The following is a 3,832-nucleotide window of genomic DNA, read 5'->3' as shown; positions in this document are numbered from 1 at the left end:
GCGCAGAAGGTCAGGCGCACGGTGTTGTCGTCGAGGTAGTCGACCTCCCCGATGACCACAGTGCCGGCGCTGTCGACGACCGTGACGGCGGGCCGCTTTCCGAGGTTATGGGCGATTGTCCACACCTTTGCTGCCTGCGCCTGCTTGTGGGTGTGGTGCCTGTCGTCCGTGATGCCGAGCTGCGCCGGCGTCATGTCGCCGATCAGCTCGTGCCCGTTGATCTTGGGCTTGTTGCGCAGGGCTTCGTAGTTTGAGGCGCTGCCGCCGCCCGTCTCCTTCATGGAGGCGGTCATGGAGGCAGGCGTCTCGGTCATCTTCGCCCCGAAGGTCTCCGCGCTGCCAGAGAACGAGGCATTGAAGTCGACGCTCACTTAGATGACGCCGTCCTTCAGGATCCGGCTGAGCGGGGCGGTCATAATGTTGCTCGCAAACGCGCGCCCGTCCTCCGTCCTGCCGCGGATCTGCACCTCCACCTGTTGTTCCTCGTCTGGAGACAGAGAGCCGAGCAGCAGCGTGTCGGCTTGCGTCAGGCTGACGGTGACGACCTTGTCGGTCGCGTCGACGCCCTCGTCCCCGAGGTGCTTGGTGACTTCCACCTGCTTCGGCGGGGCATAGGTGGCGAGCTGCTGCGTGCGGAATGTTACCCACATGGTCACGAACTCGCTGACGTCGATGTCACAGTTGATGGTGATGGTTGGTGTGGTGCCTCTATACATGGGCGGCCTCCTTTCTGGCCTTTGGCCGGTAGTTTAGCACTCGAGGCGCTGGAGTCCGCTGTTCCAGATGCCGGCCGTCAGGGTGATGCCCGTCAGGTTTGCAAACGTGATCTGGAAGGGGTTAGTCGTGATCTCGCTGAAAACGGCGTCCCACAGCGTTGCGATCTTGCTGGTGTTCTGGCCGACCGCGTTGCTCAGGTCGTTCACTGAAGCCTCAGCGGCCTGCGCGATTGCGATGGCCTGCCGGGCGATCGCCAGAGCCTCCTCGGCCGTAGCCTGCGCGCCGAGGGCGATGGCCTTGTAGGTCTCGTAGTCCTCTTTGGTGGCGTAGGCGTCGGCGGGGATGTAGGCGGTCACGTTGGTGGCCGTGCCGATCGCGGTGACGATGTCGATGGTTTTCTCGACGATGGTGGCGCCGCCGGAGGGCGGGATCCACTCGGCCAGATCGCCGCAGTTGCCGTAGCAGTACAGCACCTCGCCGACCTCGGGATCGGGATCTTCGGCATAAAGGCCGAGCTCGCGGTAGTAGAAGCCCTCGGTCTCGTCGCCGTTGGTGAAGATGCCGCCGACGGCCACGGTGCCGTCGCCGTTGATCTTCAGCTTCGTGATGTCGACGGTCGCCTTCGGGCTGACCACGCCGGTGAGGGTGCGGGGCGTCTGGCCCTCCTCGAGGTAGCCATCGCCGAGGACGATCTTGGTGTAGTTGATCTTCTGGCCGGCCACGCCCTTCGCCAGAACGATCAGGCCGGCGGTGGTGATGTCGTTGTTGATAAATGCAGCCATGTCTATCTCCTTTCCTTAGTCTGAGATGACCGCCGCGTCGGTGCCGATGCTGACGGTCTCGCGGTTGTTGTCGTGGACGACGGCCGCGTGGTAGATGTGGATCTCGTCGCTGCCCATGACGTGCACCTCTTGGGTGTGATCCCTGACGGCCATGCCGGAATAAAGGAACATTTCGCCGGTCAGGCAGATCAGGATCGCGTCGAGCCACGAGCTGCGGCGCTTGACCGTCCGCAGCAGCTTCAGGAACAGGTCGAGGTTGCTGTTGACGAGGCTCGGGTTGTCGCTCAGCACCTTGAAGTGATGCGGCTGCCCGCCGTACTGATACCACTCCCTGACCTCGCCGGTGCCGAAGTAGTCGGCCACGATCTGCTCCACGGCGTAGGGGGTGCCGAGTTTCGCGTAGACGCGGTCGCTGTTGCGGATGACGGCCCGCTTGGTTGCGATGGGCGCGGTGCTGTCATACCACTGGATGTTCAGCTCCCACGCCATTTCGTCGAGCTCTGCGTCGCTGAGCTGGTCGATCTTGTCCCACCTGCTCAGGAGCTTCAGGCGTGCATAGGCGTCGCGGCTGATGATGTCGCAGCCGGTGGCGAGGCCCTTGTCGCCGCCGTCCTCCTGCATCCACGCAGGCAGCAGCTTGACCATCTCGGTCTCATTGAGCCGCATTTACACCACCTCGCTCTCGACCTTGTGGCTGACAGTCAGGTGGCCGCTGAACTTGGCGACTTGCGTGTCGTCGAGGGCCTTGTAGGTCGGCTTGACGACGTCCACGCGGAAGGCGCCTGTCAGGTTCTCGCCCCACGAAGGCGAGAGGATCCGCTTGCGGAGCTGGTCGGGGTTGATGTCCCGGCCGAGGGCTGCGACTTGCCACTCGTTGTAGCGGTCGATCGCGCCGCCGGTGCCTTCGACGTTGGCGATCACCTCGGCCTCGCTCTCCGGCGTGGTGTAGTACACGATCTCGATGTCGTAGGTCTCGGCCTCCGGGGGCACGGCGCTCACCTTGTCAGTGAGCGGCCGGATGTCCTTGGCGTTGACCACGTCCAGCACCTTCGCCAGCATGGCAGCGTCAGGGATCCCGCCTCCTTCCAGTAGGGGCACGATCTTGACGCAGCCCTCCAGTGTGCGGGTGATGATGATGTCGATGCTCTCGGCGGCCGAGAGGCTGCCCTTGAGCGTGATGGCCAGCAGGCCGTCGGCGTAGTCGACGGTGTAGTCCGTGTCCTTGACCGCCGCCGTGCTCTGCCCGTGGGCCTTCACGACGAGGGTGTCGGTCAGAAGTGTGCCGCCGCCCTTGAAGGCTTTGCCGTCGTAGACCGTGAGGGTCTCGCTGACGGTTTCCTTCTCGCTGACGGCCTTTGCGTCCACGATGGAGCTGTCGGCCGTCATTACCCAGTAGATGTAAGCCTGTTCAGGGCCCGCGGTGGATCTCTTGGCGGGCGCCAGACGGATCCGCTCGCGGAGGCGGTTGTCGCCCTCGGTGGTGTAGGGCTCGCCGTCATCGCCTCCGGCCGTTTCGGTCAGATTGGTGACGGACTCGATGTAGGGGATCAGGTCGACAAGGGTGGTGATCGTGCCGGCTGCGTAGCCGTTGAACTTCGTGCCGTTGCTCACGGCCGAGGTCGGCACCTCCACAGAGTAGGCGCCAGCTTGCAGCACAGCGATCTCGTCGGTTGCAAAATAGTTTTCGCTGTCCGGCGTCACCTTCGTCCACTTCGGAATGATGATGTTTTTCTCCTGCGGCGTGGAGACGGAGAAGCGCATGGTCGTCTTGGCCGGTGTGCCTTCCAGTCGTTTCACGTCCTGCCGCTCGCCGATGGCGTCCAGCACCTCGCCCCTCGCATAGCGGAGGAGCGTCTGCCGGCCGACGTCGTTGAGGCTGTTGTAGAGGGCAACGAACACGGGCACGAGAGCCTCACCGAAGATCCGGCGCTCGTCGCCCGGGTAGAGCGGCTCGCCGGCGCCCTTTTCGAGCTCGGTGATGATGGTCTTGTATAGGGTGCTCGCGTCTGTCGTGGTGAGTTTGATGTCCTCGCCGTAGGTGTTTGTCGCGTCGCTCACGCTGTTCACCTCCTTCATGTGATGTTGTCGATGCTGGCCCGCAGCTCGAAGTCGCCGGTCTGAGCGGTCAGGGCCTTCAGGTCGGAGTCACTGAGCTGCACGCGGGGCTCGTAGGTTTCCACAACGAACTCCACGTCGGCGGCCAGATCGGTCGCAGCGGTTTCACTCGGCTTGTCGATCAGCGTGCGGTCGATCCCCTTGATGCGCTCGTAGGGCACCTCCCCGCGGATGGTCTTGAGGAGGTTCTGCACACAGATCTCGGGCGCTCCGTTGCC

6 protein-coding genes are annotated in these 3,832 nt (G+C 63.7%); all 6 read right to left on the bottom strand.

The genetic code is table 11. From position 1 onward, the window contains the following. Positions 1 to 371, bottom strand: a 371-nt coding sequence (locus tag ACT84W_RS08365; RefSeq protein ID WP_444328875.1) for a hypothetical protein, incomplete at its 3' end; no start/stop codon positions are given. After that, a complete protein-coding gene (locus ACT84W_RS08360; protein ID WP_444328874.1) occupies positions 372 to 716 on the bottom strand; it encodes a hypothetical protein in 345 nt (114 codons plus the stop codon). 33 nt (positions 717 to 749) lie between these two features. Then, a complete protein-coding gene (locus tag ACT84W_RS08355) occupies positions 750 to 1,499 on the bottom strand; it encodes a hypothetical protein (RefSeq protein ID WP_444328873.1) in 750 nt (249 codons plus the stop codon). A gap of 15 nt (positions 1,500 to 1,514) precedes the next feature. Beyond that, positions 1,515 to 2,165 (bottom strand): phage tail protein I, encoded by a 651-nt coding sequence (locus ACT84W_RS08350; protein ID WP_444328872.1) that lies wholly within the window; start codon positions 2,163 to 2,165, stop codon positions 1,515 to 1,517. Then, positions 2,166 to 3,557, bottom strand: coding sequence for a baseplate J/gp47 family protein (locus ACT84W_RS08345; RefSeq protein ID WP_444328871.1), 1,392 nt, complete (start codon positions 3,555 to 3,557; stop codon positions 2,166 to 2,168). Positions 3,558 to 3,571: 14 nt separating this feature from the next. Continuing rightward, positions 3,572 to 3,832: early E1A protein (locus ACT84W_RS08340; protein WP_444328870.1), on the bottom strand; the 261-nt coding region annotated here is incomplete at its 5' end.

The sequence above is a fragment of the Paratractidigestivibacter sp. genome (assembly GCF_052362415.1).
Classification (GTDB): domain Bacteria; phylum Actinomycetota; class Coriobacteriia; order Coriobacteriales; family Atopobiaceae; genus Paratractidigestivibacter.
The sequence above is the reverse complement of the archived record's forward strand: the minus strand, read 5'-3'. Positions and strand labels throughout refer to the sequence as shown.

What these genes read in the sequence shown, in the direction of transcription:
- ACT84W_RS08360 (WP_444328874.1), bottom strand. Translation starts at nt 716, where the DNA reads ATGTATAGAGGCACCACACCAACCATCACCATCAACTGTGACATCGAC.
- ACT84W_RS08355 (WP_444328873.1), bottom strand. Translation starts at nt 1,499, where the DNA reads ATGGCTGCATTTATCAACAACGACATCACCACCGCCGGCCTGATCGTT.
- ACT84W_RS08350 (WP_444328872.1), bottom strand. Translation starts at nt 2,165, where the DNA reads ATGCGGCTCAATGAGACCGAGATGGTCAAGCTGCTGCCTGCGTGGATG.